Genomic DNA, 1,500 nt, shown 5'->3' on the forward strand with positions numbered 1-1,500 from the left:
AATCTGGGCCGACTACAAATTGCCCGGCGAGCTGGAAAAGTGGAGCATCGGTGCCGGTGGAACGGTGCAAAGCGCTAACTACAACTCCAATTTCCAGGAAACAGATGGCATAGGCAAAATCGAGCAAGGCGGATACAGCGTTTGGAATGGCCGCGTCGCTTATCAGTTCGATAAGACCTACAGCGTGGCGGTGAATGCCAACAACATTTTTGACAAACGTTACTACTCCTCGATCGGTTGGCTGTATGCCAGTAGCGTATTCGGCGACCCACGCAACTACACCCTGACCCTAAAAGCCGACTTCTAAATCGGCTTTCCTCAACAACGTAACGCCGGGCTAGCCCGGCGTTATTGTTTGCGGGCTACACGCTCGTAACGCTAGTCGCCCTCAGTCTCCGACTCCGCGTCGCGTACCGCCGCAGAAGCATGCTGCGAAGAAGCGTCATCGCCCGTAACTGGCGTTGCATGCCCTGTCGCCGGTGTTGCAACGCTTGGTCGTGGTGGGGCTGAAACCGAGGTTTGCCCAGACGTTGCGTTACCCAGAAACGCCGCCAACTCAGGGTTGTTTAAGTTAAGTTTTTTCTCGCGATTGACGTATTTCGCTAGCGCGGCAATCGAAGTGCCATTGGCTTCGGCGTAGGCTTCGAATGAGATCTGAGGGTCCTTTATCGCAGCAGACGCCCAGTACATTGCCAGCTCCAGGTCTGTGGGCGCAGGCAAGGCACCTGACTTCACACTCGGCGCAGATGTTTCAGGCGCCGGGGTTTGGCCCGAACGCGATGTGCGCTGCGATTCCAGATAGGTCGCCATCTTCAAACTGTGCGCTTTTGGCTTCTTATCATTGGCCACCAGTGCCGATAGTTGGTGCCGGGAAATTCCCTCGCTGGCGGCAAATTTCGCAAGGGTCATATCTCTCGGCGAAGACATAAAACGCTGCGCAGCTTCCATCAGGTTATCGCGCAAAACCCCTCTGTACGGTATGTCGTTAAAACTCTCGATGGTCTCGGGAATAACAAATCCTTTGGACTCAAGATACTGTTTGAACCCGATGAAATTTAATACAGATGAACGATCGCTTTCGACATATTCACGGTAGAGCGTTTCAGTCAACTTTCGATTAAACCGTCCGGCCGGATCAACAAGCAGTTGTTGGTCGGCACGCGCCGTCGTGCCCTGCGGCGTTGCCATGCCGTGTTCAGCGCCGGTAAGGACCGGGGGAGTCAACCCAGGGTCAGTCTGATGAACGTCGTCCCGTCCGCTCGCCAGCGACAGCGTGTCGGGCAAGTCCGATCTGGCAAGCTCCGGGGGACGTGGCGCTGTTTCGCTGGCATTGGCAAGGGCCTCGATGGCATAAGGCCCTTTTTTCCAACGACCATCGGAATAAATCCATCTACGTAGGTTGCCACTGGTTATGTTTTTGGACTTGGCGAAATCGTTAATTGATGGCCGCTGCTGCGCAGGAATTTCGCTGAATTCTTTGGCATAGCGCAGGTTTTTAAG

Annotated in this window: 2 protein-coding genes; one reads left to right on the forward strand and one right to left on the reverse strand. The window is 54.5% G+C overall.

Annotation, left to right across the window (positions count from 1 at the left end; translation table 11 throughout):
* A partial coding sequence (locus AAAB16_RS01130; RefSeq protein ID WP_340661674.1) for a TonB-dependent receptor occupies positions 1-307 on the forward strand: 307 nt, incomplete at its 5' end.
* A 71-nt stretch (positions 308-378) separates the two neighbouring features.
* Here AAAB16_RS01130 and AAAB16_RS01135 read toward each other — a convergent pair.
* Positions 379-1,500, reverse strand: a 1,122-nt coding sequence (locus AAAB16_RS01135) for a hypothetical protein (protein ID WP_340661675.1), incomplete at its 5' end; no start/stop codon positions are given.

Source organism: Pseudomonas sp., assembly GCF_037994325.1.
Lineage (GTDB): Bacteria > Pseudomonadota > Gammaproteobacteria > Pseudomonadales > Pseudomonadaceae > Aquipseudomonas.